The sequence below is a fragment of the Streptomyces sp. NPDC059874 genome (genome assembly GCF_042731135.1).
Taxonomy (GTDB): domain Bacteria; phylum Actinomycetota; class Actinomycetes; order Streptomycetales; family Streptomycetaceae; genus Streptomyces.
The window spans coordinates 72095-98481 of sequence record NZ_JBHWJY010000013.1 but is presented as its reverse complement, the minus strand read 5'-3'; the positions used below and the strand labels follow the sequence as shown (position 1 = coordinate 98481).

General features: G+C 71.0%; 28 protein-coding genes. 14 read left to right on the top strand and 14 right to left on the bottom strand.

Going from position 1 to position 26387, the window contains the following annotated elements; genetic code table 11:
* The first annotated feature begins 138 nt into the window (after positions 1 to 138).
* From ACFV9H_RS10650 to ACFV9H_RS10625, 6 genes are read left to right on the top strand one after another with little or no spacing between them, the layout of a single operon-like run.
* Positions 139 to 531, top strand: a complete 393-nt coding sequence (locus ACFV9H_RS10650) for a WXG100 family type VII secretion target (protein ID WP_385396139.1) — start codon at positions 139 to 141, stop codon at positions 529 to 531.
* A 48-nt stretch (positions 532 to 579) separates the two neighbouring features.
* Entirely contained in the window at positions 580 to 885 is a 306-nt protein-coding gene (locus tag ACFV9H_RS10645; protein WP_385396137.1) for a WXG100 family type VII secretion target, read from the top strand.
* Positions 885 to 2594: an RNase A-like domain-containing protein gene (locus ACFV9H_RS10640; RefSeq protein ID WP_385396135.1), complete on the top strand. Its 1710-nt coding sequence runs from the start codon at positions 885 to 887 to the stop codon at positions 2592 to 2594. Before ACFV9H_RS10645 ends, ACFV9H_RS10640 begins: the two co-directional genes overlap by 1 nt.
* Before the next feature lie 8 nt (positions 2595 to 2602).
* Positions 2603 to 3175, top strand: coding sequence for a hypothetical protein (locus ACFV9H_RS10635; RefSeq protein WP_385396133.1), 573 nt, complete (start codon positions 2603 to 2605; stop codon positions 3173 to 3175).
* 24 nt (positions 3176 to 3199) lie between these two features.
* Positions 3200 to 3499 carry an RNase A-like domain-containing protein gene (locus tag ACFV9H_RS10630; RefSeq protein ID WP_385396131.1) on the top strand — a complete coding sequence of 100 codons (300 nt, stop codon included), beginning with the start codon at positions 3200 to 3202 and terminating at the stop codon, positions 3497 to 3499.
* Positions 3500 to 3511: 12 nt separating this feature from the next.
* Positions 3512 to 4186: a contact-dependent growth inhibition system immunity protein gene (locus ACFV9H_RS10625; protein WP_385396129.1), complete on the top strand. Its 675-nt coding sequence runs from the start codon at positions 3512 to 3514 to the stop codon at positions 4184 to 4186.
* A gap of 114 nt (positions 4187 to 4300) precedes the next feature.
* On the opposite strand, the gene ACFV9H_RS10620 is transcribed toward ACFV9H_RS10625, so the two are convergent.
* Positions 4301 to 4624, bottom strand: coding sequence for an ATP-binding protein (locus ACFV9H_RS10620; RefSeq protein ID WP_385396127.1), 324 nt, complete (start codon positions 4622 to 4624; stop codon positions 4301 to 4303).
* A gap of 197 nt (positions 4625 to 4821) precedes the next feature.
* Here ACFV9H_RS10620 and ACFV9H_RS10615 point away from each other — a divergent pair, with 197 nt between their 5' ends.
* Both ACFV9H_RS10615 and ACFV9H_RS10610 read left to right on the top strand, forming a co-directional pair.
* Positions 4822 to 5676 (top strand): helix-turn-helix domain-containing protein, encoded by an 855-nt coding sequence (locus ACFV9H_RS10615; protein WP_385396125.1) that lies wholly within the window; start codon positions 4822 to 4824, stop codon positions 5674 to 5676.
* A 13-nt stretch (positions 5677 to 5689) separates the two neighbouring features.
* Positions 5690 to 5875 (top strand): DUF397 domain-containing protein, encoded by a 186-nt coding sequence (locus ACFV9H_RS10610; RefSeq protein WP_385396123.1) that lies wholly within the window; start codon positions 5690 to 5692, stop codon positions 5873 to 5875.
* On the opposite strand, the gene ACFV9H_RS10605 is transcribed toward ACFV9H_RS10610, so the two are convergent.
* Together ACFV9H_RS10605 and ACFV9H_RS10600 are read right to left on the bottom strand one after the other, a co-directional pair.
* Complete coding sequence (locus ACFV9H_RS10605; protein WP_385396121.1) at positions 5856 to 6728, bottom strand: alpha/beta fold hydrolase; 873 nt, start codon at positions 6726 to 6728, stop codon at positions 5856 to 5858. The genes ACFV9H_RS10610 and ACFV9H_RS10605 overlap by 20 nt on opposite strands.
* Before the next feature lie 399 nt (positions 6729 to 7127).
* Complete coding sequence (locus ACFV9H_RS10600) at positions 7128 to 7820, bottom strand: metal-dependent transcriptional regulator (RefSeq protein WP_385396119.1); 693 nt, start codon at positions 7818 to 7820, stop codon at positions 7128 to 7130.
* A gap of 217 nt (positions 7821 to 8037) precedes the next feature.
* On the opposite strand from ACFV9H_RS10600, the gene ACFV9H_RS10595 reads away from it, so the two are divergent.
* Complete coding sequence (locus ACFV9H_RS10595; RefSeq protein WP_385396117.1) at positions 8038 to 8793, top strand: SIS domain-containing protein; 756 nt, start codon at positions 8038 to 8040, stop codon at positions 8791 to 8793.
* Between the two features lie 200 nt (positions 8794 to 8993).
* Here the strand turns inward: ACFV9H_RS10595 and ACFV9H_RS10590 are convergent, their stop codons facing one another.
* Positions 8994 to 10307 carry a PAS domain-containing protein gene (locus ACFV9H_RS10590; RefSeq protein WP_385396115.1) on the bottom strand — a complete coding sequence of 438 codons (1314 nt, stop codon included), beginning with the start codon at positions 10305 to 10307 and terminating at the stop codon, positions 8994 to 8996.
* Between the two features lie 115 nt (positions 10308 to 10422).
* Entirely contained in the window at positions 10423 to 11043 is a 621-nt protein-coding gene (locus ACFV9H_RS10585) for a hypothetical protein (protein WP_385396113.1), read from the bottom strand.
* Here ACFV9H_RS10585 and iscB point away from each other — a divergent pair.
* Together iscB and ACFV9H_RS10575 are read left to right on the top strand one after the other, a co-directional pair.
* Positions 11031 to 12320: an RNA-guided endonuclease IscB gene (gene iscB / locus ACFV9H_RS10580; protein ID WP_385396111.1), complete on the top strand. Its 1290-nt coding sequence runs from the start codon at positions 11031 to 11033 to the stop codon at positions 12318 to 12320. The two genes, ACFV9H_RS10585 and iscB, sit on opposite strands and share 13 nt — an antisense overlap.
* Entirely contained in the window at positions 12208 to 12990 is a 783-nt protein-coding gene (locus tag ACFV9H_RS10575; protein WP_385396109.1) for an HNH endonuclease, read from the top strand. Before iscB ends, ACFV9H_RS10575 begins: the two co-directional genes overlap by 113 nt.
* 191 nt (positions 12991 to 13181) lie before the next feature.
* On the opposite strand, the gene pdxH is transcribed toward ACFV9H_RS10575, so the two are convergent.
* The gene (pdxH, locus tag ACFV9H_RS10570; protein ID WP_385396107.1) at positions 13182 to 13844 is read right to left on the bottom strand and encodes a pyridoxamine 5'-phosphate oxidase; all 663 of its coding nucleotides are present in this window, start codon (positions 13842 to 13844) and stop codon (positions 13182 to 13184) included.
* 199 nt (positions 13845 to 14043) lie between these two features.
* Between pdxH and ACFV9H_RS10565 the strand changes: the two genes are divergently transcribed.
* Entirely contained in the window at positions 14044 to 15150 is a 1107-nt protein-coding gene (locus ACFV9H_RS10565) for a citrate synthase 2 (RefSeq protein WP_385396105.1), read from the top strand.
* A 71-nt stretch (positions 15151 to 15221) separates the two neighbouring features.
* On the opposite strand, the gene ACFV9H_RS10560 is transcribed toward ACFV9H_RS10565, so the two are convergent.
* From ACFV9H_RS10560 to ACFV9H_RS10525, 8 genes are all read right to left on the bottom strand, one after another.
* Positions 15222 to 15872 carry a TetR/AcrR family transcriptional regulator gene (locus tag ACFV9H_RS10560; protein ID WP_385396103.1) on the bottom strand — a complete coding sequence of 217 codons (651 nt, stop codon included), beginning with the start codon at positions 15870 to 15872 and terminating at the stop codon, positions 15222 to 15224.
* Entirely contained in the window at positions 15860 to 16597 is a 738-nt protein-coding gene (locus tag ACFV9H_RS10555) for an enoyl-CoA hydratase family protein (protein WP_385396101.1), read from the bottom strand. Before ACFV9H_RS10555 ends, ACFV9H_RS10560 begins: the two co-directional genes overlap by 13 nt.
* A gap of 505 nt (positions 16598 to 17102) precedes the next feature.
* On the bottom strand, positions 17103 to 18263 hold the full coding sequence (locus ACFV9H_RS10550) for an acyl-CoA dehydrogenase family protein (RefSeq protein WP_385396099.1): 1161 nt from the start codon (positions 18261 to 18263) through the stop codon (positions 17103 to 17105).
* Complete coding sequence (locus tag ACFV9H_RS10545) at positions 18260 to 20170, bottom strand: acetyl/propionyl/methylcrotonyl-CoA carboxylase subunit alpha (RefSeq protein WP_385396097.1); 1911 nt, start codon at positions 20168 to 20170, stop codon at positions 18260 to 18262. Before ACFV9H_RS10545 ends, ACFV9H_RS10550 begins: the two co-directional genes overlap by 4 nt.
* A gap of 8 nt (positions 20171 to 20178) precedes the next feature.
* Complete coding sequence (locus ACFV9H_RS10540) at positions 20179 to 21777, bottom strand: acyl-CoA carboxylase subunit beta (RefSeq protein WP_385396095.1); 1599 nt, start codon at positions 21775 to 21777, stop codon at positions 20179 to 20181.
* Positions 21774 to 23537 (bottom strand): acyclic terpene utilization AtuA family protein, encoded by a 1764-nt coding sequence (locus tag ACFV9H_RS10535; RefSeq protein ID WP_385396093.1) that lies wholly within the window; start codon positions 23535 to 23537, stop codon positions 21774 to 21776. Before ACFV9H_RS10535 ends, ACFV9H_RS10540 begins: the two co-directional genes overlap by 4 nt.
* A complete protein-coding gene (locus ACFV9H_RS10530) occupies positions 23534 to 24346 on the bottom strand; it encodes a TIGR03084 family metal-binding protein (protein WP_385396091.1) in 813 nt (270 codons plus the stop codon). Before ACFV9H_RS10530 ends, ACFV9H_RS10535 begins: the two co-directional genes overlap by 4 nt.
* Positions 24347 to 24581: 235 nt before the next feature.
* Positions 24582 to 25034, bottom strand: a complete 453-nt coding sequence (locus ACFV9H_RS10525) for a hypothetical protein (RefSeq protein WP_385396089.1) — start codon at positions 25032 to 25034, stop codon at positions 24582 to 24584.
* 39 nt (positions 25035 to 25073) lie between these two features.
* Between ACFV9H_RS10525 and ACFV9H_RS10520 the strand changes: the two genes are divergently transcribed.
* Together ACFV9H_RS10520 and ACFV9H_RS10515 are read left to right on the top strand one after the other, a co-directional pair.
* Positions 25074 to 26033 (top strand): helix-turn-helix transcriptional regulator, encoded by a 960-nt coding sequence (locus ACFV9H_RS10520; protein ID WP_385396087.1) that lies wholly within the window; start codon positions 25074 to 25076, stop codon positions 26031 to 26033.
* Between the two features lie 41 nt (positions 26034 to 26074).
* Positions 26075 to 26332, top strand: a complete 258-nt coding sequence (locus tag ACFV9H_RS10515; RefSeq protein WP_385396085.1) for a hypothetical protein — start codon at positions 26075 to 26077, stop codon at positions 26330 to 26332.
* Positions 26333 to 26387 lie beyond the last annotated feature (55 nt).

The following is a 26387-nucleotide window of genomic DNA, read 5'->3' as shown; positions in this document are numbered from 1 at the left end:
CACCGCGCCTGGTCGCGCCCTACCCAGTGGCTGCTTGCCGTTCGGTCCTCACCTTCGAATCGGCCGCGCTCGAACGTCTTTGTTAACGTCGAATATCTTGATCACCTGTCGCGTCAGACCTCACGAAGGGGAAGCTCCATGGACAACGCGGATCTTTCGGTGGAGGCCGAACGACTCAAGAATCTGGCCGGAGACCTCGACGTGATGCAGGAAGTACTGACGAAGCAACTGCTGCGGATGGACGAGATCGTCGACTCCATCGAGGCCCGCTGGCGGGGGCCGGCCGCGGAGGCGTACCGCGCCCGACACCGCGCCGCCGCAGAGGACGCCGTGAGGATCAGGGGCACCATGAAGCTCCTTGCCGAGGCGATGCGTCTGAGCGAGGGCGGGTTCACGGCGCAGGAGCTCGAGGTCTTGCAGCAGTTCAGACGGGTGCAGGCCGCGTCCGACCTCTCGGCTGAGGTGGACGCCGTTTCCACTCCGAACGTTGTACCGGTCGCCGCGCCGCGCAGCCGAGTGGCCGACCTCTGAGCAGGTAGCACGAGCCTTGACCGGCCATTTCTGACACGAGGGGGAATCGTGCCGTCTGGTGGCGACGGGATATCCGTCGATTTCGCGACGCAGCAGAAACTCGCGGGGGACCTTGAGGCCATCCTCAAGACGCTCAACGAGCAGCTGGACGTGCTCTACGAACGGGCCGAGAAGGTCGTGCTGACATGGGACGGCGAAGCCCGGCAGGCGTTCATCGACCAACTCGATCGATGGGACCGGTCGGCGCAGGACCTGGTGGCGACCCAGGCCTGGCTCCACGACATCGTCGTCAACGGACACATCAGCTACGCGAACGCCCACAAGGCCGTGCTGCGCGGATGGGGAGCAGCCTGATGGCAGGGACTGCTCCGCCCCCGCCGAACCAGAACGGCGGCTTCGACGTCCAGCCAGTGCACGTCTACCACGCCTCACAGCTGCTGCAGGATGCGCAGTTGGCCCACGACAAACGGGCATCCGCGCTGGTGGACACGCTGAACAAGTACAACCAGTCCGCCGGCAGAGGCTCGGGCGCCCACAACTTCGCGTTCGCCTACATGATGGTGGTGGAGAAGTTCCTGGAGGTTTGGGGCAGGAGCGTGGTCAGCGTCGGCGGCGCCGCCGTGGGCCTGACCGTCACCGCCAACCACTACGTGCTGGCCGACTGGGAGGCGAGCGGCCGCAAGGGTGCGCAGCCTAAGAACGCACCGGAGCCGGCCGTCATCAACAAGCCGCCTCGGTACGGTCCCGTCAACAGCATCAAGTGGTCTGGCACCGGAGAGGACGCCGACTCCTGGTGGTTTACCGGGGCCATCGGCGAGTTCCCCGATGCCCTCGCAGCCATTGCCGGGCCCTCCTTCCAATACGCTCTGCGCCAGGGGAAGACGCACGAGATATCTCCTGGCTTCAAGCAGGATGAAGGCCGGGACATGGCCAAGTCCTGGCGCCTCATCGCGGGCGAAACCCTGAAGGCCTCTGACGAGTTCACAGACGCCATCTCCACCATCACCGATACGCGCGGCAACGGTGAATGGCAGCGCGCGATGCGAGCGTTCGGACAGAGCGTCTGGGGCACGACCGAGTGGGGCAGGGCCCGCGACGGGAATCTCAACAGGGACGTGACCGGCCGCAACTGGCGGACCAACCGCGATGTGTCGCCCTCGGCCAACCGCCCCATCGTCGATGTGCTGAAGAAGACCGCGGACACGGTCCAGGAGACCCTCGACCATCTGGCCCAGGTCATGGACACCACCAGGGCGACGACCGAGCGTTGCGGCAGCGAGGCCGCCAGGGCCATGGTCAAGGACCTCACGACCGGCCTGGACCTGAAGGACATCACCAAGCTCGCGGTCGGCGCCATCGTCGGCGAAGTCGTGCTGTCCTTCCGCTCCCACATGGACGAAGCGACCGTGAACGCAGCCGTCGAGAATTACCACCGCGAGTTCCAGGAAGCGGCCGACAAGCTGATGGGGCTCGTGCCGGAATTGGAAGAGGCGATTCTCAGCGCCCCGACGTACCAGTCCGAGATCGCGCGGGCCCAGGGGTTCGGTGCGCGGTCACTCAACGAGTTCAAGCAGGAACACAGGTGGCAGCGCGGCGGCGAGAGCCCCACCCCGTTCATGTACTCGTTCGACCTGGCGACGAACGAGGACCTCGGAGGCGGGCATACCTTGGACAAGCACGTGGGCAAGACCGATGAACAGCTGTTGCAGCGGCACCGCGACGAGAGCAAGCCATCCGGCAAGCTCGAACTCATGTCGACGTCGAGCTTTGCCGACTTCGAGTCCGCCCAGAAATACACTCAGTACAACATCCGCAAGAACACCACCGAGATCCAGGACTGGCTGAAGAATCCTCCGCCCAGCCCTCCTTCGAAAACGTTTCAGGTGCCTTCGGTACCGATGGAAGGCCCCCTGCAGGGGAACGCGGTAACAGGCCGGACCTCGGAGAGGCTGGACGCAACCACAGCCGGTCCCGTCCGCGACGCTCATGGGGTGAGCACCCGTATCAAGTACGACCCCAACCTGAACCCGCCGTTCGTCGTCGTCACCTCGATGCCTGAATAATGGAGCGAATGATGGACGATCTCACTGCAGGTGCCTGGGCGGACGGACTTGCGCTGTACGAGGATCGATGGGCATTCGCAGCCGTGGCCCCCCGCAGGCACCCGGACTGGTGGTTCGACGTTGCGGCGATCATGCGTGGTGACACTGTTGACCCGAGGGGGTGGGCCTCACTCGATCCGTACGAGGACGAGTTTGACCGCATGGTCGAAGCGTTCGCCTGGATCGAGCCCCCCACCAGTGGAGCGGACGTGGAGCGCTTCAATACCTACGTCAAAGAACTCCCTCGCTCCTCGGTCCAGTCACTCATGGTCCTCCTCGCGGTCGTCGGCATGAACGCGTCGAAATCCAGGGACTTCGAAGAGCGCCGACCGGAAATGGAGCGCCGTGCCCGGGTACTGCTGTCGCGCTTCCCCGATGGCACCCGCTTCTACTCCAACGTCGGTTGGAAAGGAGAGCGTCCGAACTTCTACGAACAGCCGGTAGACGGAATCGGTCCGTTCAGCCGAAGCTGCTGGGACGCGGGCCTGATCGCGGTCAACGACGCCGAAGTCGCTCTGATCTGGACTTTCGAATCCTTCTGACCTTCCGACCTGACGGGGAAGTCCTTGCTCACTCGAACCGCCACCTACCCCGACCGGGAAACCGCCCAGTGGGCCACCCAAGAGGTCATCAACCGCAACGAACAAGCCATCCACCGATGGCTCGCCCAAGGCACTCGCCCCCGTATCGCCCTCGAAGCGGCCTGGCCCAACCGTCCCGAGCCGGTCGGCCGCGTCCTGCTGCAAGCCATGGCGTTCGCCGGACGCGGGCCCGTGGACGTACGGGCCGCGCGGGTGGTGCTCCGGCGCGAGCCCGCCGCGCCGCACGGCTTCATCGTGCACACCACCGTCCCGATCTACCTGTAGAGGCCGCCCCCGATGCCCATGAAGCCCCTCGACTTCGACCGTCGCTACGGCGAGCTGGACCAGGTGATGGGCGCCTACCTCGGCCAGCCCGCCGACGACGAGCCCGACCGGCCGAGCCTCGCCCTCCGGGCCTACCTGCGGCACACCTGGCACAGCCGGCCCTGGGCCCTGTCCGTCGCGGAGCAACAGCTGCGCGCCTACGCGCACAACCCGCCCGGCCGGCTGCGCCAGCGGCTCGGTGAGTTCTACCCGGTTCCGGACGTCGGGCTGGCCGAGGCCGAGATCCAGGGGTGGCTCCTCCTGCTCGCCGACCACATCAAGCAGAGCGTCGAGAGCGGCGAGGTCCCGCGACCGTCGCAGCTGCCCGAGACCCACTGGGAATGGCACGCCCGTTTCCCCGAGCTCGGCCAGTTCCTCGGCGGCTGGTTCTCGCAGGACATACCGGACGAGTTCACCGACCACGAGGCGGCCGTCCGCGACTACGCCGACTCGACGGACCGCACTCTCGTGGCCCGCGTCGTCGGTGAGATCCGCGAGCTGCTCGCACTCGAGCTGGACGAGGCTGACTACGCACTCGCCGTAGCGGAATTGGGGATGGAGCTCGACCCGCCGGCACCTCACTCGACGGGCAGCTGGCTCGGCTCCGTGGCCGATCAGCTGAACGGCTTCCGGCCCGAGTACGCGTAGCCACCCTCTGCCGCCGTCACAGGCCCGATCCGCACTCCACCCAGAGCAGCTTGCCCGCATACCCCCCGTCGAAGCGGTACGAGCCGTACCGGTCCGCGCACAGGCGTACGAGGATCAGCCCACGCCCGTCCTCGGCGTCGGGCGCGGGTGGTGTGGGTTCGCCGTCAAAGGGGGCGGGGATCTCCGGTTGGCGTCCCAGACGCCGACCCGGACCCGGTCGGCGGCCATCGCTCGCAGCCGCAGGGCGCAGGGCCCGTGGGAGTGCCGGTAGGCGTTGGAGACCAGCTCGCTGGCCAGTGGCTCTGCGGTGTCGACCGGCCCGCGCATGCCGTGGCTCCGGAGCACTGCTCGCAGTGTGGAGCGGGCGATTCCCGCTGCGCGGGGATCGTGCGGGAGATGGAGGGTGTAGGCCCAGGACGGAGTTACGGTGGCACCCATGGAAGTCTCCGATCAGGGAGTGGAGTTGGTCCCTGTGTGTGCGGTACCCGGTGACCAGGTCGCTCCGTCGAGCGGGGTACTTCCAGGCGTCGGCCTGCCACCAACATAGGGTCGCCGCCTAAACAGTTAGGCGATTCGCGCTAGATGCATGCAACGCCCACTCGTGTGGGTGACACTTGCCCGCGGAGGAACCCACCATGCCCATTCGCAGCAGCCCCACTGCGCGTCAACTGCGCTTCGCAGCCGAGCTGCGCAGGATGCGGGAGCGTGCCGGACTGACGTCCGCCGAGGCCGCTGGCCTGCTCGGGGTCAAGCCGAACCAGATCAGTAACATGGAGGCCGCGAGGTTCGGGGTCAGCCCTGAGCGTGTGCGCACGCTGGCCTGCCACTACGACTGCGCCGACACCGATTTGGTCAAGGCGCTGGTCGCGATGACCGGCGAGCGCAAAGGCGGCGGCTGGTGGGAGGAGTACCACGAGCTGCTTCCGGCGGGATGGCTGGACCTCGCCGAGCTGGAGCATCACGCGCGGATGCTGCGCGACGCGATCACCGTGCACGTCCCCGGGCTGCTCCAGACCGCCGCGCACGCCCGGGAGATCTTCCGTCAGGCTGTCCCCTCGCTGCCGCCTCCGGACATCGAGGACCGCGTCTCCTTCCGCATGAAGCGGCAACGGATCCTCTACCAGGACGCCCCGACCCCCTACGAGGTGATCATCCACGAGGCCGCGCTACGCATCGCCGTCGGCGGACCGGTCGTCGCCGAGGCCCAGTTGAAGCACCTTCTGGACATGGGAGAGCGAGACCACATCACCATCCGGGCCATTCCGTTCTCGGTAGGCGCCTTCCCGGGCTCCGGGCAGTCCGTCTACTACGCGCACGGGCCGGTGCCCCAGCTGGACAGCGTCCAACTCGACCAGTCGCATGGCGTGGTGTTCCTGGATGCCGAGTCCCAACTAGCCAAGTACCGGACACTGTTCGAGCGGCTGGAAGCAGTAGCCCTCAATCCGGCGCAGACCCGTGACCTCATCAGCGCCATCGCCCGAAACCGGTGAAAGGCACCTTCACATGACCGACGACTGGCAGCGATCCTCCTATTGCGCGGAGGGCAATTCGTGCGTCTGCGTCGCCCCCGGCGGCACCCGCAACCACGTCCTCGTCGCCGAGAGCGCTGACCCCGGCACCCGCGTGCTCCGGGTCAGCGTCGCTGCCTGGGCCGCCCTGCTGGACGGGGTCAAGGCGCGTCGGCTCTGATTCCCTCCAGGAAGGGCTCCAAGGCCGCGCGCCAGGCGGCCGGTTGGTCGTAGTGGAGGTAGTGGCCTGCGTCGGGGATCTCGGCGTACCGGCCGGCCGGCAGGACGCGGACCATTTCCTGGGCCTCCGCGCGGCCCAGCTCGCCGTCGAGGCCGCGGACCACCAGGGTCGGGCAGCGGACCTGTGCCAGCTCCTCCCAGTGGGCGTCGTGGACCCAGGTCTCGCGGGCCGTCAGCATCTGGCGGCGGGAGAAGAGCGGGCGCCAGCCGTCCTGGGCCTCGTGCATCACCTCGGCGAAGAAGGCGCCGCGGCCCGGATCGGGGCGTTCCACGCGGGGGTCGTCCTCGCCGAACCAGCGGCGGGCCGCGTCCTGCGTGGGGAAGGGCAGGGGCCAGCGGGTGAACCACTCCTCCCACTCCCGCTGGGAGGCCTCGCCGAGGGCCGAGGCGCGCATGTCGCAGATGACCAGGGCTTCGACCAGGTCCGGGCGGCGGGCGGCGAGCTGCCAGGCGGTGAGGGCGCCCATGGAGTGGCCGATCAGGGTCACGGGTGCGAGGCCGAGCTGCTCGACGGCCGCCTCGGCGTCGGCCACGAAGGCCTCGCGGGTGTACGGGCCGGACGGAGGGCGGTCGCTCTGGCCGTGGCCGCGCTGGTCCAGGGCCACCACGCGGCGGTGTTCGCCGAGCCAGCGGGCAGTGGAGGCCCAGTGGAAGGCACGGCCCATCAGACCGTGCAGTAACAGCACCCCCGGGCGGGGGGCCGCCTCGGCGGCCGGTTCGGCGCCCGGTTCGCGGAACTCCCAGGCGGCCAGGCGCACGCCGTCGGGCCCTGTCACATCAATGCGCTGTACCACCGCAGATGCACCCCCTTCGTTCCCGGCCAGACTATCGAACCCGTATTCGAAAACGGGCGTCTCGCCGACAACACCGCTCTTTCGAGTGACCTTGCTCAAGGATTGGCCGCCGCTGCCGATGGAGATCCTTTCAACAGGGAGGCGGGCCGCTCGGGGAAGACGGTCCGAAGGGGAAGACCTTGAGAGCTCGGGGCTCCAGGTCACCAGGGGAGGATCGGTCCCGGCGCCGCGAGGCGCCGGGACCGTCCACACACCATCTACACACCACACCATGCCAAAGGCGCCGGCGTCAGCGCATCGACATCAGTGCATCGACACGCTTCGGATCCGACGCACGTCGCAATCGGCCCTTCGGCGTCAGCCCTTCGGCGTCAGTCCTTCGGTATCAGCGCTTCCGTGTCAGCGCTTCGCCACGAACACGTGCGAGGCGATCTCCGCCTCCAGCTCGGCGGCCTCGCCTCCGCTGCCGACCAGCACCCCGCCCGGGGACTCCGTCACGCTGACCACCGAGCCGGGCTGCACGCCCGCCCGCCGCAGCGTGTACATCAGCTGGGCGTCCGTCTGGATCGGCTCCCCGATCCGGCGCACGACCACGGTCTTGCCCTCCGTGCCCGGGTCCAGCTCGGCCAGGCTGATCATGCCGTCGGCCAGGAACGGGTCCGCCTCCGCCTTCTCGCCCAACTCCTCCAGCCCCGGGATCGGGTTCCCGTACGGCGACTCGGTCGGGTGGCGCAGCAGCTCCAGCACCCGCCGCTCCACCGCCTCGCTCATCACGTGCTCCCAGCGGCAGGCCTCCGCGTGCACCTGCTCCCACTCCAGGCCGATGACGTCGACGAGCAGGCACTCGGCGAGCCGGTGCTTGCGCATCACCCGCGTCGCCAGCCGCCGACCCTCGTCGGTCAGCTCCAGGTGCCGGTCGCTGGCGACGGCCACAAGGCCGTCACGCTCCATCCGCGCCACCGTCTGGCTCACCGTCGGTCCGCTCTGGTCGAGCCGCTCGGCGATCCGGGCGCGCATGGGGACCACACCTTCCTCTTCCAGCTCAAGGATGGTGCGGAGATACATCTCCGTGGTGTCGATCAGTCCGGACATTCGTGCCCCTCGGATTGCGTGCGCTGGCCCTGCCCCCAATTCTGACGCATCGGGCCGACAACCGTCCCGTATCGAGCGTCAAGGCCCGTCCCGGACATGTCCCGGACACGCGGTGCCCCGGGATTGACGTTCGTATTGACACGCCCTTGGTCCAGACCGCACGGTGAGCGGCGAAGACGGACGACCCACCCCCACCTCTTGGAAGGGCCATCGGCGTATGAGCGAGAGCAAGCTGGCCGGTCAGTTCTTCGACGCCGCCATCGGCCTGCTGGAGCGGGTGCGGGACGAGGAGGGCTCGCACATCGCCGAGGCCGGCTCACTCGTCGCCGACGCCGTCGCCGCCGGGAACCGGCTCTTCGCCTTCGGCGCCGGGCATTCCTCGCTGCCCGCCCAGGACGTGGTCTACCGGGCCGGCGGCCTGGCCCTGATGAACTTCCTCGCCGTCCCGGGCACGGCGGGCGTCGACGTCATGCCCGCCACGCTCGGCAGCGCCCTGGAGCGGGTCGACGGTCTGGCCGGCGCCGTCCTGGACAGCAGCCCCGCCTCCGACGGAGACGTCCTCGTGATCATCTCGCTCTCCGGGCGCAACGCCCTGCCCGTCGAGATGGCCATGAACGCGCGGGCCATCGGCCTCAAGGTCATCGGGGTGACCTCCGTGGCGTACGCGGCCGAGACCAAGTCTCGGCACGTCTCCGGCACCTTCCTGAAGGACCACTGCGACGTGGTCCTCGACAGCAAGATCGCGGTCGGCGACGCGGAACTGAGCCTCGACGGCATCGACGCCCCCTTCGCCCCCGCCTCCACCGTCGTGACCAGCGCGATCATGCAGGCGATGATGGCCGCGGCGGCCGGCGAGCTCGTGTCCCGCGGCGTGGAGCCGCCGCTGCTGCGCTCGGGCAACGTGGACGGCGGCCACGAGTGGAACGGCCGCGTCATGCAGGAGTACGGCGACCGGATCTTCTTCCGTCACTAGGGCAGGACCAGCCGGTCCCCGCCGGCCCGGACGGGGTCGGGTGTGCGGTGGGGCGTCCCCGCAGGGCGCCGAACTGGGCCACCCTCGGCCCTCCGACCCCTGGAAACGTTCGACGCCCGAGGAGACGCCCCGGCGCGCGCCCGGCCCCGTCCGGGCCGGCCCATCGCACCCGGCCGGGCCCACCAGCCCGATCCGCAGCACTAGGCCCCGCCGTCCAGCCCCGCCAGGTCCAGGTCCGCCGCCACCCGGGCCGCCACCTCCTCCGCGTACGAAGCGTCCGCGCGCTCGAACGCCGGCCGCGAGGGTCCCCGCAGGAAGGTCAGCGCCCCCAGGGTCCGCCCCCGGCTGCGCAGCACCGTGCACAGCCCGTGCGCCGCGCCCTGCGGCCACTGGCGGGCCCGTGCCCACTCCGCGTCCGCCTCCCCGCGCGGGGCGCTCGCGCGCACCGAGCCGATCCGGTCGAGCGCCTGCAGCGCCGGGTGACCGGCCTCGTACCGCACGGGGATCGATCCGGGCCCCGGCAGCTCGGGCGGCGACGCGGCCGACCGTACGAGCCTTCGCCGCTCCAGGCCGGCCGAGGAGTCCAGTACGTCCAGCAGCGCGTGCTCCGCGAAGCCCGCGAGGGCGAAGTCCAGCCGTACGGCGGCCGCCTCCGCGGGGTCCTCGCACTCGGCGGCGGCCCGCCCCGCGCGGTGCAGCTGGTGGGAGCGGAACCGCAGCTGCGCGGTGTCCAGCTGCGCCTGCCGGGCCTCGGTGACGTCCTGGAACAGCCAGCCGACCCCCAGCGGCACCGGCTCCTCCGCGAGCGGCGAGGCGAGCCGCAGGAACCCGCACCGCCAGCACCGCCGCCGCACCCCCTCGGGCGTGCGCACCGACACCCACAGCTCCACGGGCGCGGGCGGCGCCCCCTCGGCGAGCACGTGCTGGAGGGCGCCCTCCAGTTCCTCCACGCCCTGCGTCAACAGCTCCCCGAGGGGCCGTCCGAGCAGCACGGTGCGGCCGGTCCCGAAGGCACGGGCCGCGTGCGCGTTGACCACGGCGGGCCGCAGGTCGACGTCGACGAGGACGACGCCCCAGGAGGCGTCCTCCATCAGGGCCTCGCTGAGCGCGATGGACCGCTCCAGATCGATCTGCGCGTGCACCTCGCTGAACGCGCAGTACACCCCGGCGGGCTTCCCGTCCGCGCCCGGCACCCCGGCGGACTGGGTCCGTACGAGCACGCGCCCGCCGTCCTTGGTCAGCAGGGCGAACTCGTGCACCTGACGCCCGGGCGCGTCCTGCGCGGACATGAGTCTGTCGTGCACGTCCTGGGCGTCGGCGGGCCGTACCGCCCACCCCTCGAACCCCTTGCGCCCCACGGCCTCGGCCGCCGACCAGCCCAGGATCCGCTCGGCCTCGCGGTTCCAGTGGGTGATCACGCCGTCGGAGTCGAACGCGCACAAGGCGGCGTCCATCCCGTCCAGCAGCGCTGCGAGCAGATCGTCGGCGGTCTCGTTACGTCCGGAAGCACTCACCTGGCACCCCCTGCAGGTGTTCGCGTGTGCGGCACGTCAGATCATTCAACTGGAACGTGACGCAGCCCACACTGCTTTCCGCGGATTGGGTGCGGGAAACCCGGTCGGCATCCGGTCAAGATTTGTTCAGGATTCCGAAGAGCACGGTGCCGACGACGATCAGCACGGCGAACACGATCCCGACCACGACGGGCCGCCAGCCGGACGACCACCGACTCATCGTGTCCCACCCCGCCTCCTGCCGGGCGATCCGCGACCTCGCTTGCGGATCCGGCGCCCAGTCGGCCCCGCGCAGCTCGACAAGGAGCGACCGCAGGACGAGTACCTCTTGCTCGACGGCCGGCAGTTCGACGTCGTCCACACACGGCAGCAGCAGCCGACTGCCATCGGTGCGGTAGGCGTACGTGACGGTCGTGGGCCCTGGACCCTGGCCTTGGGGGACGGCCATCGTGCGGATGTCATGGAGGTCGTTCCAGGCAAGCCGCTGCGTACGCATCCCGTTGGCCCGGGATATGCCCTCGAGGTCGACGCGCGTGAACTGACGCTGTCTGCCCACCAGGATCCAGCCGCCGCCGACCAACAGCAGGCCGGTGACCAGCACCTTCACCCAGCCCGGCCAGGAGGAGGTCCACAACTGGAAGAGCAGCAGCGCAGCGCCCCCGCACAGGCCGATCCAGACCGCGACCGAACCGCTCCGCCCGTGCCGGTACTCGCGCGGCAACGATGATTCGTACATGTCTCCCCCTTGGATCTTGGATCCGTATCAGGGGCATCCTCGCCCGTGCGGCCCTCGGAAATGAACAGGAAGGCGACGCCTACAGGACAGCTCGGTTGCACGCCCCCACAGGGGATCGACAACACATTCGAGTGACGTGCGGAGCATTGATGCGTCCGGCGGCACGAAGGCCGATAGCTTCGCCGGAACACGAGAAGGGAGGCCGCTCGCTCCCTCCCGGAGCGGCCAGCCCCAGTCATCACGATCCACGGATCAGACGAGGTGCCTCGATGACTACGTTTCCTGCAGGTGAGCAGACCCACCAGGCTGTGCTTCCTCAGCAGCCTGCTCTGGAATCCGCGAGCGCAGACACCCCTGGGAGCAGGGACGAAACGGCTCACGGACTCCCGGCCACAAGGCTGGGTGCCGTCAGGAAACACGGGCGAGGGGAGACCGGCGGAATCCGCACCTGGACCCGTCGGCGAAACGCCGGATCCGCCGCGCTTGCAGCGGACGAGGCAGAGACCGGGAGCGGTGACGCTCCCCGCTGGACCTCAAACCGAGTGTTCGTCCTGGCGAGGGGAGGCGAGCCGCTCATGCCCTGTCATCCAGCCCGCGCACGCGAGTTGCTCGACGATGGACGTGCCGTTGTGGCCCGCCGAGCTCCTTTCACCATCCGACTCAAGCAGCGAACCCGCGCGGACTCAGCCGTCGCGGGCGTACAGCTCCGCCTTGACCCGGGTTCCAAGGCGACAGGGATCGCCGTGACCGATGAACGCCGGCATGTCGATCCCACGGGTCGACCCTCCCTCGCGCGTCGGGGACTGACCGCGATCGAACTCCGACATCGGGGCCGGCAGATTCACGGCGGCATGAGGCGACGCGCGGGCTACCGTCGACGACGTCGCTCGGCGAATCTCCGGTACCGGGCGCCCCGCCACGACAACCGCTCCCGGCCAAGCGGCTGGCTTCCCCCGTCCCTGCGCCATCGCATCGACTCCACCTTGGCGCTGGTCAGCCGATTGTGCCGCTACGCACCGGTTCTGGAGATCCACGTGGAGCACGTTGCCTTCGATACGGCCGCGGTCGCGGGAGCCGGGGAATGCGGCGCGCGGGAGAGCACGGGGTCGGCGCACGCCGGATGCGAGATCCGAGAGTTCCTCCTGGCCAAATGGAACAGATCTTGTGCCTACTGCGACGCCACCGGGATGCCGGCTCAACATCGACCACGTCCGCCCCCGATGCCGTGGGGGATCAGACCGTGTATCGAATCTCGTCCTGGCCTGCATTTCCTGTAATCAGGCGAAGGGGGCGCTGCGGGTCGAAGAGTTCCTCGCCACCCGGCCTGCCCGATTGGAAAGCGTGATCGCCCAGCTCAGAAGACCGCTCCGGGATGTCGCCGCCATGAATGCCACCAGGCACCAACTCGTGGAGACTCTCGCCACGCTCGGTGTACCCGTCCACGCGTGGTCGGGAGGCCGGACCCGCTGGAACCGTGCAGCGATGGGGCTGCCGAAGAGCCACACCCTCGACGCGCTGGCGACCGGGGTTCTCGACCTTGACCGCGGGGACGCCATCGTCCGGATTCCCGCACAGGTCCTGGTAGTGACTTCGACGGGACGGGGCTCCTACGCCAGAACCACTCCGGACCGCTTCGGGTTCCCCCGCCTTCGGCGGCCTCGCAGCAAGATCCACCACGGATACGCGACAGGCGATCTGGTCGAGGCCATCGTTCCGAGGGGGAAATGGGTCGGCAAGTGGGTGGGGCGCGTCGCGGTCCGTGCAAGTGGGCAACATCGGATCACCACGCTGACCAGCCGTTTTGATGTCTCTCACCAGTACCTCCGACTACTCCAGAGGGCCGATGGATACACGTACGGATTCGCCCGAGAAATTCGATTGAGCGCAGGGCACGAGCCTGCTTACAGTGGTCGCACACTGAAAGGAGGTGATCCCGGAAATGTATGACATCCGGACGCGTGAGGTGGCTGCGGGCTAAGCGCCCGTCGTCGCACGCACCCAGTGCGGTGCCCGGCGGGATCGCCGAGCGCCAATCCACAGCAGTCACCCGACCCGCGGGCTCGCCGGTACGTCCGGCCGGCTTCTCCCACTGCAGGGGAGAGACCCGAGCCCGCGGGTCGTCTGTTTTTGCGGCGCCGCTACGGACAGAGCCGCTCCACGCGCCACTTCTCCGCGTCCAGGACGTACCGCAGCCGGTCGTGGAGGCGGTTCTCGTGGCCCTGCCAGAACTCCATCTCGTCCGGCACCACCCGGATGCCGCCCCACTCCGGCGGGACCGGAACCTGCTCGCCCTCCGGGTAGCGGGCGGCGAGCTCGGCGTAGCGGCGGTCCAGTTCCGCGCGGGAGCCGATCACGGTGGACTGTTCGCTCGCCCAGGCTCCCAGCTGCGAGCCGTGCGGGCGGGAGCGGAAGTACGCCGCCGTCTCGTCGCGGCCGATACGGGCCGCCGTGCCCGTGACGACGACCTGGCGGGCGATGGGATGCCAGGGGAAGAGCAGCGCGACGTGCGGGTTCTCGGCGATCTCACGGCCCTTGCGGGAGGCGTAGTTGGTGAAGAAGACGAAGCCCCGATCGTCGAACTGCTTCAACAGCACCGTGCGGGAGCTGGGGCGGCCGTCGGCCGTCGCCGTGGAGACGATCATGGCGTTCGGTTCGAAGACGTGGGCGTCGGCGGCCTGCTGGAACCACCGGGCGAACTGCCGCATCGGGTCCCCGGCGAGGCTCTCCTCCTCGACGATCTCCGAGCGGTACTGCTTGCGCATGGTGGCGGGGTCAAGGTCCTGGTCGGTCACGCGGGCCATCCTGCCGCAGTGGGACCGTCACCGGTGTGCCGTATGTCACGCTTCCGCACTGCATCCGGAACGGACAAAATCTTGGGGCCGGTCCGACGGTCCCACACGGGTGACCATCGGCCGTGCCGGGCATCAACGGGGATGACCGCGCCGGACCGCGAATCACGCCGGGAGCCGCGCGTGTTCGCACTATCTGAGGAGCCGCCTGATGTCCGACTTCGTACCCGGGCTCGAAGGGGTCATCGCGTTCGAAACGGAGATCGCCGAACCCGACAAGGAAGGCGGTGCGCTCCGCTACCGCGGGGTCGACATCGAGGACCTGGTGGGCCACGTGTCGTTCGGGAACGTCTGGGGCCTGCTGGTCGACGGTGCGTTCAACCCCGGGCTGCCGGCCGCCGAGCCCTTCCCCATCCCGGTGCACTCCGGTGACATCCGTGTCGACGTGCAGTCCGCGCTCGCCATGCTCGCCCCCGTGTGGGGTCTGAAACCGCTGCTGGACATCGACGAGCGCACCGCCCGCGACGACCTCGCGCGCGCCGCCGTCATGGCCCTGTCGTACGTCGCCCAGTCCGCCCGCGGGCAGGGCCTGCCGATGGTGCCGCAGAAGGAGATCGACAAGGCCGAGTCCGTCGTCGAGCGGTTCATGATCCGCTGGCGGGGCGAGCCCGACCCGCGGCACGTCAAGGCCGTCGACGCGTACTGGACCTCGGCCGCCGAGCACGGCATGAACGCCTCCACGTTCACCGCGCGGGTGATCGCCTCGACCGGTGCCGATGTCGCGGCCGCCCTGTCGGGCGCGGTCGGCGCGATGTCCGGGCCGCTGCACGGCGGGGCGCCCTCGCGGGTGCTCGGCATGATCGAGGAGATCGAGCGCTCCGGTGACGCCGTGGCGTACGTGAAGAAGGCCCTGGACAAGGGCGAGCGGCTGATGGGCTTCGGGCACCGCGTCTACCGCGCCGAGGACCCCCGCGCCCGCGTGCTGCGGCGTACGGCGAAGGAGCTGGACGCGCCGCGCTACGAGGTCGCCGCCGCGCTGGAGAAGGCCGCGCTGGAGGAGCTGCACGCGCGCCGCCCCGATCGGGTGCTCGCCACCAACGTGGAGTTCTGGGCCGCGATCATGCTGGACTTCGCGGAGGTCCCGGCGCACATGTTCACCTCGATGTTCACATGCGCCCGTACCGCCGGCTGGTCGGCGCACATCCTGGAGCAGAAGCGCACGGGCCGCCTGGTCCGCCCGTCGGCCCGCTACACCGGGCCGAGCCGGCGCGACCCGCGGGAGATCTCGGGGTACGCGGACATGGCCGAGACCGCCTGAGTTCTGACCGCTGAGTCCTGACCGGCTGAGGGCGCCGCATCCCCGTGTGGGGTGCGGCGCCCTCCGTGCGTTCAGGCCAGGGTCGCGTCGATGATGCGGGACCACTGGGCCACCACGCGGGCCCTGCGGGCGGTGTCGTCGGTGAGGACGTTCGCCAGGCCGAGGCCGCGGGCCATGTCCAAGAGACCCTGGACGGTCTCCCGTACGCCGGGCACGGACTCGTCGGCGCCGAGGAGCTCGACGGCGATCCGGTGGGTCTCGCGGCCGACGCGTGCCTCCAGCTCGGTGACGCGGGGGCGCAGCTGCTCCTCGTTGGAGGCGGCGACCCACAGCTGGAGGGCGGCCCGGAAGAGGGTGCCGGTGTACAGGTCCACGATGGCTTCGACGACTGCGGGGCGGGCGGCCGGGCCTGCCTGGAAGAGCTCGCGCAGGGCGGTGGAGCGTTCCTCGGAGACGTACTCGACGGCCGCGGTGAACAGGTCCTCGCGGGTCGGGAAGTGGTGCTGGGCGGCGCCCCGCGAGACCCCTGCGCGCTCGGCGACCACGGAGACGGTGGAACCGGCCCAGCCGTGCTCCGCCAGGCAGGAGACGGCCGCCTCCAGGAGGTGGCGGCGGGTTACGCGGCTGCGGGCCTGCTTGGGGCCGCCTTGCCGGGTGTCCTGGTTGGCATTCTGGTTGGCTTTCTGGTCGAGGTCCTGCTCCAGCTTGGTCACATGGCCCATGACGGGTTCCGGCGCTCGAAGCGGGCGGTGATGCCTTCGCGGGCCTCGTCGGAGGCGAAGAGTCCTGCGGACAGCTCGGTCATGCGGGCGCCATCTTGGGCGACGGCCTCGCGCACGGCGGCGGCGGTCAGCGACTTGGTGGCGGCGAGGCCCTGCGGGGAGGCCTTGCGCAGGCCGGCGAGGACGGGTTCGAGGCCCTCGTCGACGTCGTCCGCGTGCAGGGTGAGCAGGCCGATCCTGGTCGCCTCGGCGGCGTCGAAGGCTTCGGCGGTGAGGAAGTAGCGGGCCGCGGCGCGGGGGTCGAGGCGCGGGAGGAGTGGAACGGAGATCACGGCGGGCGCGAGGCCGAGGTGGGTTTCCGTGAAGGCGTACGTGGACTGCGGCCCGGCGGCGGCGATGTCGCACACGCCGAGCAGGCCGAGGCCGCCGGCACGGACGTGGCCGGTGACGCGGGCGACGACCGGCTTGGGGAGTTCGGCGATCTCGCGGAGCAGGGCGAGGAAGTCGGCGGGGTCGCAGGGCGACTTGAGGTCGGCGCCGGCGCAGAAGGTGGTGCCGGTGTGGGTGAGGACGACGGCCCGGACCTGCGGGTCCGCCCCGGCGTCGGCGAGCGCGGCGCGGAGGGTTGCGACGAGGTCGGCGGAGAGCGCGTTGCGGTTGGCCGGGGAGTCGAGGGTGAGGGTGGTGATGCCGGGCGCCTTGGCGGCGTGCACGACAGGGGGCATGTCTCCTCCGGAGCGGGTGTGCGGAATCCTCCCAGGGGAGGGTATGCGGGGCGGGTCCATGCGGGTTCCCGTGCCGGGGGCTTGGCGGGGGCTTGGCGGTGTCCCCTGGCGGGGCTGCGTACGGGGCCGGTGAGGTTCCCGTGCCGGGGGCTCGGCCGGGTGGGGTGGTGGTGTCCCCTGGCGTGGGCTTCGTGTGGGGCCGGGGCCGGGGTGGGGTGTCATCCGGGACTCATGATTTATGGCGCCCCAGCCGGACCCGTATGTGCGGGTGGGTGCCGCGCCACAAATCACGTTTTACGTCCCGGACAACACCCCACCCCGTCCCCGTCCTGGCTGTCCGCCGTGCCTGCGTGCACCTGCCGCATTTTTCCGGTCTCGGGCCGGGCAAAATCCAGCGCGGCCGGGCAAAATCCAGCCTCGCCGGCGTTTGAGGCGCGGGGTACGGGGCGGAGCCCCGGATCTTTGAGGCGCGGCCGCCCACGCCGGCGAAGGCTCCGCGCAGCGGCTAGTACGACTTGGGGAGGCCCAGGGTTTGGTGGGAGACGAAGTTCAGGATCATCTCGCGGCTGACCGGGGCGATCCGGGACACGCGGGCCGCAGTGATCAGGGAGGCCAGGCCGTACTCCCGGGTGAGGCCGTTGCCGCCGAGGGTGTGGACGGCCTGGTCCACGGCGCGAACGCAGGCCTCCCCGGCGGCGTACTTCGCCATGTTCGCGGCCTCGCCCGCGCCCATGTCGTCCCCCGCGTCGTACAGCGCGGCAGCCTTCTGCATCATCAGGCGGGCCAGTTCCAGCTCGATGTGTGCCGCCGCGAGGGGATGGGCCACGGCCTGGTGCGCGCCGATGGGGTCCTTCCACACCTGGCGGGTCTTGGCGTAGTCGACGGCTTTGGCCAGGGCGTAGCGGCCCATGCCGATGGCGAAGGCGGCGGTCATGATGCGCTCGGGGTTGAGTCCGGCGAAGAGCTGGAGGAGGCCGGCGTCTTCGTCGCCGACGAGGGCGGAGGAGGGCAGGCGTACGTCTTCGAGGACGAGTTCGAACTGCTTTTCCGCTGCTTGGAGTTCCATGTCGATGACCGAGCGGGTGAAGCCGGGGGTGTCGCGGGGGACGATGAACAGGCAGGGCTTGAGGCGGCCGGTGCGGGCGTCCGAGGTGCGGCCGACGATGAGGGTGGCGTCGGCGATGTCCACGCCCGAGATGAAGACCTTGCGGCCGGTGAGGATCCAGTCGTCGCCGTCGCGGCGGGCCGTGGTGGTGATGCGGTGGGAGTTGGAGCCGGCGTCCGGTTCGGTGATGCCGAAGGCCATGGTGCGGCTGCCGTCGGCGAGGCCGGGGAGCCAGGCCTGCTTCTGGGCCTCGGTGCCGAAGCGGGAGATGACCGTGCCGCAGATGGCGGGCGAGACGACCATCATGAGGAGCGGACAGCCGGCGGCCCCGAGTTCTTCGAGGACGATGGAGAGTTCGGCGATGCCGCCGCCTCCGCCGCCGTACTCCTCGGGGAGGTTCACGCCGAGGTAGCCGAGCTTGGCGGCGTCGGCCCACAGCTCGTCGGGGTGGCCGCCTTCGCGGGCGACGCGGGCGAGGTACTCGCGGCCGTAGCGGCGGCCGAGGGCGGCCACCGCCGTGCGCAGGGCTTCGTGTTCTTCGGACTCGATGGTGTGGCTCATGGGTGCGGTTCCTCCTGGACGACGGCGAGCAGGGCGCCGAACTCGACCTGTTGGCCGGTGGCGGCGTGGAGCGCGGTGAGCGTGCCGGAGGCGGGGGCGAGGATGCGGTGCTCCATCTTCATGGCCTCCAGCCAGAGCAGGGGCTGCCCGGCGGTGACGGTGCTGCCGGGGGCGAGGCCTTCGGCCACGCGGACGACGGTGCCGGGCATGGGGGCGAGCAGGGAGCCGGGTTCGGTGCGGTCCTGGGGATCGGCGAACCGGGGGACGGGAATGAGGGTGTGGGCGCCGGTGAGTGTCGAGTCGACGTAGACCTTGTTCGAATTTTGTTTCACGTGGAACAGGCGGCGGATTCCGTCGACTTCGAGCGTGACGAGGGTGGGGGTGACGGACAGGACCCGGACTCCTGGGTGGTTCACCGGCTGATAGCCGACCTCGTACTCGGTGCCGGCCGTGGTGTAGCGGCGGGTCTGCGGCTGCGAGCGGACGTTGCGCCAGCCGCCCAGGCGCCTGGCGAGGGAGGCTCCCGGGGTGGGGGCCGCCTCGGCGAGGGCGGCGGCGAGGGCCGCCAGGGTGGCGTCGGGGGCGTCTTCGGTGAGGGTGGCGAGGTGGCGTTCGTAGAAGCCGGTGTCGAGGCGTCCGGCGATGAAATCCGGATGCCGCAGGGATCGTACGAGGAGCTCGCGGTTGGTGGTGAGCCCGTGGATCCGGGCGCGGGACAGGGCGTGGGCGAGGACACGGACGGCCTCCGCGCGGGTGGGCGCGTGGGCGACGACCTTGGCGAGCATGGGGTCGTAGTGGATGCCGACGGTGTCCCCGTCGGCGAATCCGGTGTCCACCCGGACCTCGCCGGGGACGGTGAGGGTGTCCAGGACGCCGGTCTGCGGGCGCCAGCCCTGGGCGGGGTCCTCGGCGTAGAGCCGGGCCTCGACGGCGTGGCCGGTGGGGGCCGGGGGTGTCAGCGGCAGGGCCGCGCCCTCGGCGACGCGTAGTTGGAGGGCCACGAGGTCGAGGTCGAACACGGCTTCGGTGACGGGGTGTTCCACCTGGAGGCGGGTGTTCATCTCCAGGAAGTACGGGCGTCCGTCGGCGGTGACCAGGAACTCGACGGTGCCGGCGCCCCGGTAGGAGACGGCGCGGGCGGCGGCGACGGCGGCCTGGTGGAGGCTCTCGCGCAGTCCTTCGGGCAGGCCGGGCGCGGGGGCTTCCTCGATGACCTTCTGGTGGCGCCGCTGGAGGGAGCAGTCGCGGGTGCCGAGCGGCCAGACGGTGCCGTGGGCGTCGGCGAGGATCTGCACCTCGACGTGACGGCCGCGCTCGACGTACGGCTCCGCGAACACCTCGCCGTCGCCGAAGGCGGAACGGGCCTCCGCGGAGGCGGCGTCGAGCTCTGCTTTGAGCTGGTCTAGGTCGCGCACCACCCGCATCCCGCGCCCGCCGCCGCCCGCCGCGGCCTTGAGCAGGAGCGGCAGGTCGGCGTGGGTCGCGGCGGCCGGATCGACGGGGTCGAGGAGCGGGACCCCGGCGGCCCTCATCAGTTCCTTGGCCCGGGTCTTGGACGCCATGGCCTCGATCGCCTCGGGGGGCGGGCCGATCCAGACCAGCCCGGCGGCCTGGACCTCGCGGGCGAACTCGGCGTTCTCGGAGAGGAAGCCGTAGCCGGGGTGGACGGCGTCGGCGCCCGCGGCGAGGGCGGCCTTGATGATCAGGTCGCCGCGCAGGTAGGTCTCGGCGGGGGCCGCGCCGGGCAGCCGTACGGCCGAGTCGGCGGCGCGGACGTGCAGGGCGTCGGAGTCCGGGTCGGAGTGGACGGCGACGGTGTCCAGGCCGAGGGCGCGGGCCGTGCGGAAGATCCGTACGGCGATCTCGCCACGGTTGGCGACGAGGAGCGAGGTGATGGTGGTCGTCATGTGCGGGCTCACATCCGGAAGACGCCGAAGCCGCCGCGGGCGCCCTCGACGGGGGCGTTGTGTACGGCGGACAGGCACAGGCCGAGGACGGTACGGGTGTCGCGCGGGTCGATGACCCCGTCGTCGTACAACCGCCCGGACAGGAACATCGGGAGGGACTCGGACTCGATCTGCGCCTCCACGAAGGCGCGCATCCCGGCGTCCGCCTCCTCGTCGTACGGCTGCCCCTTCGCGGCGGCGGACTGCCGGGACACGATCGAGAGCACGCCGGCGAGCTGGGCCGGGCCCATGACGGCGGACTTGGCGCTGGGCCAGGCGAAGAGGAACCGGGGCTCGTAGGCGCGGCCGCACATGCCGTAGTGGCCGGCGCCGTAGGACGCGCCGATGAGGACGGAGAGGTGCGGGACGCGGGAGTTGGACACCGCGTTGATCATCATCGAGCCGTGCTTGATGATGCCGCCCTGCTCGTACTCCTTGCCGACCATGTAGCCGGTGGTGTTGTGGAGGAAGAGCAGTGGGATGTCGCGCTGGTTGGCGAGCTGGATGAACTGGGCCGCCTTCTGCGACTCGGCGCTGAAGAGCACGCCCTGGGCGTTGGCGAGGATGCCGACGGGATAGCCGTGGAGGGAGGCCCAGCCGGTGACCAGGCTGGGCCCGTAGAGGGGCTTGAACTCGTCGAAGTCGGAGGCGTCGACGATGCGGGCGATGACCTCTCGGGGGTCGAACGGTGTCTTGAGGTCGGGCGGAACGATGCCGAGGAGCTCTTCCGGGTCGTACTTCGGTTCCTCGGCCGGGGCCGGCTCCGGGTGGGCCTTGCGGTGGTTCAGGCGGGCCACGATCCGGCGGGCCCGGCGGATCGCGTCGTGCTCGTCGAGGGCGTAGTGGTCGGCGAGGCCCGAGGTCCGGGCGTGCATGTCGGCTCCGCCGAGGGACTCGTCGTCGCTCTCCTCGCCGGTGGCCATCTTGACCAGCGGCGGACCGCCGAGGAACACCTTCGAACGGTCCTTGATCATGACGGTGTGGTCGGACATGCCGGGGATGTACGCGCCTCCGGCGGTGGAGTTGCCGAAGACCACGGCGACGGTGGGGATTCCGGCGGCCGACAGCCGGGTCAGATCGCGGAAGATCGCCCCGCCCGGGATGAAGATCTCCTTCTGGGAGGGGAGATCGGCGCCGCCGGACTCGACGAGGCTGATCACGGGGAGCCGGTTCTGCAGGGCGATCTCGTTGGCCCGCAACGCCTTCTTCAGGGTCCAGGGGTTGCTGGCTCCGCCGCGCACGGTGGGGTCGTTGGCGGTGACCAGGCATTCGACGCCCTCGACCGTGCCGATGCCGGTGACCATGGAGGCGCCGACCGGGTAGTCGCTGCCCCAGGCCGCGAGCGGGGACAGCTCCAGGAACGGGGTGTCCGGGTCGAGGAGCAGTTCGATGCGCTCGCGGGCCAGGAGCTTGCCGCGGTCCTTGTGGCGGGCGGTGTACTTCTCGCCGCCACCGGCGAGCGCCTTGGCGTGCTCGGCGTCGAGCGCGGCCAGCCGTTCGAGGGCGGCGGTACGGGCCTGCGCGTGCTCGGGGGCGTGGGGGTCGACGGTGGTACCGAGGCGGGTCATGTGCGGGTCCCCTCCGGGGCGGGCAGGAGGTGGTTCGGGATGTCGAGGTGGCGGGCGCGGAGCCATTCGCCGAGGGCCTTGGCCTGCGGGTCGAAGCGGTGGCCGGAGGCGACGCCGTCGCCGAGGATGCGGGGGATTTCGAAGTTCAGGGCGCGGAGGTTCGGGAGCGCGTGGCGGGTGACGGGGAGGCCGGCGGCCTCGGGGAGCAGGGCTTGGAAGGTCTCCACCGTGAGGGTCTGGTGGAGCCAGTCCCATGCGGCGTCGGACTCCACCCACACCCCGACGTTGGCGTCACCGCCCTTGTCGCCGCTGCGGGCCCCTGCCACGGTGCCGAGCGGTGCGCGGGTGGTGGGCCCCGCGGGCGGCTCCTCCCCCACCCCGCCCCTTCCCGAACTGGGGCTCCGCCCCAGACCCCGCGCCTCAAACGCCGGCGAGGCTGGAGTTTCGCCGGCGTGGGCTGGATCGTGCCGCTCGGCGGGGACCGGGATCGGCAGGCGGGTGCCGTCCGGTAGGACCGCCGTGTGGGGGACCGCGGCGGCCGGGGCGAGGGCCGAGGTGAAGACCCCGTACGGCTGCGCCGCACCCGGCGGGGCGGTGACGTGGAAGCCCGGGTAGCTGCCCAGGGCCAGTTCGACCGCCGCCGACGTCAGGGCGCGGCCGACACGGTCCGGCGACGGGTCTCGGACCACCAGGCGGAGCAGCGCGCTCGCCGTCTCCTCCGTCGGGGCGTCCTCGTGGTCCGTGCGGGCCAGGGTCCAGGTCGCGTCGGCCACCCCCTCCAGCGCGTCGGACAGCTGTGTGCGGACCAGGGCCGCCTTCGCCTCGATGTCCAGGCCGGTCAGGACGAAGACCACCTCGTTGCGCCAGCCGCCGATCCGGGTGACGCCCACCTTGAGGGAGGGTGGCGGCGCTTCGCCGAGCACGCCCGAGATCCGTACCCGGTCCGGGCCGTCGTCGGTCAGCCGGACCGTGTCCAGGCGGGCCGTGACGTCCGGGCCGAGGTACCGCACGCCCTGGGTCTCGTACAGGAGTTGCGCGGTGACGGTGCCGACGGAGACGACTCCGCCGGGGCCGGGGTGTTTGGTGATCACCGAGGAGCCGTCCTCGGCGATCTCCGCCAGCGGGAACCCGGGCCGGCGGACGTCGTGGGCGGTGAAGAAGGCGTAGTTGCCGCCGGTGGCCTGGGTTCCGCACTCCAGGACGTGGCCCGCGACCACCGCTCCCGCCAGCCGGTCGTAGTCGTCCGGCGCCCAGTCGAACCACCAGGCCGCCGGGCCGCTGACCAGCGCCGCGTCGGTGACCCGGCCGGTGATCACCACGTCCGCGCCGGCCCGCAGGCAGGCCGTGATCCCGGCGCCCCCGAGGTAGGCGTTGGCGGTCAGCGCGCCCTCGGAGTACGGCATCAGGTCGTCGCCCTCGACGTGGGCGACGGTGACCGGGACCCCCACCTTGGCGGCCAGGGCCCGTACCGCGTCGGCGAGTCCGGCGGGGTTGAGTCCGCCCGCGTTCGCGACGATCCGTACGCCCCGCTCGTGTGCGAGGCCGAGCCCTTCCTCCAGCTGGCGCAGGAAGGTCTTGGCGTAGCCGTGGTCCGGGTTCTTCAGCCGGTCGCGGCCCAGGATCAGCATGGTCAGCTCGGCCAGGTAGTCGCCGGTCAGCACGTCGAGCGGGCCGCCGGTCAGCATCTCGCGCAAGGCGTCGAAGCGGTCCCCGTAGAAGCCGGAGGCATTGCCGATCCGGAGCGGTGCCCGGCGGGTCATCGGGCCGTCCCCGGCTCGCGCCCGGCGCCCGCCGGGCCCGCGAAGGCCTGGGCGATGTCCAACCAGCGGTCCGCGTCGGGGCCGGTCGCGACGAGGGCCAGGTCGGCGCGGTGGGCCCGCTGGGTCACCAGCAGGCAGAAGTCGAGCGCCGGGCCCGTGATCCGCTGCGGGGCGTCCGCCGGCCCGTACGTCCACGTCCCGGAGCCGTCGGGGGCAGTCAGCTCCACCCGGAACTCCTCGGCGGGCGCGGGCAGTCCGTGCACCGCGAAGGCGTAGTCGCGGGCCCGTACGCCGATCCGCGCCACGTGCCGCAGCCGCGCGGTCGGGGCGCGGCGCACGCCGAGCGCGTCGGCCACGTCCTGGCCGTGCGCCCAGGTCTCCATCAGCCGGGCGCTCGCCATCGAGGCGGCCTTCATCGGCGGCCCGTACCAGGGGAAACGGGTGTCGGGCGAGGCTTCGGCGAGTGCCGCGTCGAGGGCGGTACGGGTGGCCCGCCAGCGGGCCAGGAGGTCGCCGGGCGGCAGCTTCGCGCCCTCCTCCGCGCCCTCGTCGACGAAGGACTCGGGGGCCTTCAGGGCCTCTTCGACCATGCGGCCGAAGGCAGCGGCGTCGGTGAGGGAGAGCAGTGCGGCCCGGTCGGTCCAGTGCAGGTGGGCGATCTGGTGGCTGATGCTCCAGCCGGGCGCGGGGGTGGGCCGGGCCCAGTCGGCGGGGGTCAGCTCCCCTACCAGGGCGTCGAGTTCACGGCCCTCCTCGCGCAGGTCTGCGTAGACGGCTGCGACGGCGGCGTCGGCGGACGGATCGGGCACAGTGGCGCTCCCCTCTCGGCGTGAGGGGAAGACTGGCAGCCTTCACCAAAACAATCAAGCATGCTTGCATGTTTTATTGAGAGGTGCAGACGCCTTGTGGTGTGCACACCAACTTCCTTAGGGAGCAGGTGTGTTGTGGCGCGGCGCGGGGCGGGGCCGGAGTACGCCGGGCCCGGTCGACCCCCGTGGCGGCCGGGCCGGGCGTACTCGTTCGGAGAGGGCTTCGGCTACCGGCTCAGGGACGACGCGCGAAGTCCATCGTCCAGTTGAGCAGCCAGTTCTCGCCCCCGTCGACCGAGAAGTACTGCTCCCAGCGCGGCGATTCGGAGCGGGTGCCGCACCACACGAACCGCACCCGGACCGCTTTCCCGTCGTGCGTGTCCTCGCCCTCGAAGACACCGCGGTCACCGTCGAACCGCCCGACGACGGGCGGGAAGAGGACCCCCGTCCGACGGCTCGCCCAGTACAGCGACCACTCCTCGCGCTCCCGGTCGAACAGCCGCAGCGTGAGACCGCCGAAGCCCTTCGTCGGGAAGTCGATCTCGTCGAAGCTGGCCCCGCCGTCGAAGTGCCGCGAGATGTGGGAGACGGCCGGGAACTCCTCCCACTCGCTGTCCGGGTCGAGGAAGTCGGTACGCCAGCGGTTGGTCACGTCCCAGCTGCCCACCGCGAAGTCGAAATCGTTCATGCGAGGACCGTAGGAGCGTTCCACTGACATCCTGTGTCAGTGAAGTCCAGCCGCCTGCTCTCGATCCTGCTGCTGCTCCAGACCCGCGGGCGGATGACCGCCGCCGAGCTCGCGCGGGAGCTGGAGGTGTCCGTCCGTACCGTCTACCGCGACGCGGAGGCGCTGGCCGCCGCGGGCGTACCGCTCTACGGGGACGCCGGGCACAGCGGGGGCTACCAGCTGCTCGCCGGCTACCGCACCCGGCTCACCGGGCTCAGCTCGGGCGAGGCGGAGGCCCTCTTCCTGACCGGAATGCCTGGTCCCGCGGCCGAACTGGGCCTCGGTCGGGCCCTGTCGGCGGCTCAGCTCAAGCTCCGCGCGGCCCTGCCGCCCGAACTGCGCGCCCAGGCGGACCGGATGCGGCTGCGCTTCCACCTGGACGCGCCGGGCTGGTACGCGGAGCACGAGGAGACCCCGTACCTGGCGCAGGTGGCCGACGCCGTGTGGCGGGGCCGGGTGATCGAGGTGCGCTACCGGCGCTGGAAGGAGCCGCGGGAGGTGGACCGCCGGCTCGCCCCGTACGGCCTGGTCCTCAAGGCGGGCCGCTGGTACCTCGTGGCGGGCCCGGCCGGCCCGCGTACCTACCGCGTCGACCAGATCCTGCACGTCACGGAGACCGAGGAGGTGGTGGAGCTGCCGGAGGGCTTCGACCTGGCGGAGCACTGGCGCCGGGCCCAGGCCGACTTCCACGAGCGGCTCCACCCGCAGGAGGCGGTCGTACGCCTCTCCGGGCGCGCGGCGGCGGGGCTGGCGGGCGTCCAGGCCCGGGCCCTGGCCGCCACCGGCGAGCCGGATCCCGAACTGCCCGGCTGGACCCGGGCGGTGCTCCCGATCGAGTCGGAGTCGCACGCGGAGGCGCAGTTCCTGGCCCTGGCGGCCGACGCCGAGGTCTTGGCCCCGGCCTCGCTGCGGGCCCGCATCAAGGCCTCCCTCACGGCGATGACGGCCCGCTACCGTTGAACCCTTTCGTCCGCCGGGACACCACTGCGATGCTCACCGTCATGAAGACGAAGAGCGCACTCCTCGCCGCCCTCGGCACCCTCGCACTGGCCGTGGCCGTAGCCAACGGCTGGGGGCAGGACTGGCCGGACGACTACACCCCGAACCGGACCTCGGCATCCGCGAACGGCTGGGGCGCCGACTGGCCCGGCGCCTCCACCACCCCGCAGGCTTGGGGCGAGGACTACCCGGACGGCGAAACGGCGGAGAACGTCCAGCACGCCGACGCCATCCCGCAGGGGGACGGCGTCTGGCTCTGAGGGCCCGGGGCGACGGCCGAGGGCCCGGGCCGACGGCCGGCGCGGAACCCCCAGA